This window comes from Paracraurococcus ruber (assembly GCF_004353985.1).
Classification (GTDB): domain Bacteria; phylum Pseudomonadota; class Alphaproteobacteria; order Acetobacterales; family Acetobacteraceae; genus Paracraurococcus; species Paracraurococcus ruber.
The window spans coordinates 1-270 of the sequence record NZ_SMOA01000759.1 but is presented as its reverse complement, the minus strand read 5'-3'; the positions used below and the strand labels follow the sequence as shown (position 1 = coordinate 270).

The 270-nt window shown below is 73.7% G+C and carries 1 protein-coding gene; it reads right to left on the bottom strand.

All coding sequences use genetic code 11. From position 1 onward, the window contains the following. Nucleotides 1-268: transposase (locus E2C05_RS32615; protein ID WP_240047009.1), on the bottom strand; the 268-nt coding region annotated here is incomplete at its 3' end. Between the last annotated feature and the right edge of the window lie 2 nt (nt 269-270).

Genomic DNA, 270 nt, shown 5'->3' with positions numbered 1-270 from the left:
GCCGCGCCACCTCCAGCGCCTCCGCCCGGCGGCTCAGGGTCGAGTGGTCCGGCACGGCGAGGTCGAGGCCAAGCAACTGCAGAATGGAGCCGATCAGGCCCTCGGTCTGGCGCAGCGCCAGACGGAACACGGCCCGCAGCGTCAGGGCGGTTGCGATCGCCAGGGCCGAATACTCCGGCTGTCCGCCCCGGCCAGTGCGGGCCTCGGCACGCCAGTTCTCGACCGCCGCCTCGGAGAACCACACGGTCAGGCTGCCCCGAGCGCGCAGGC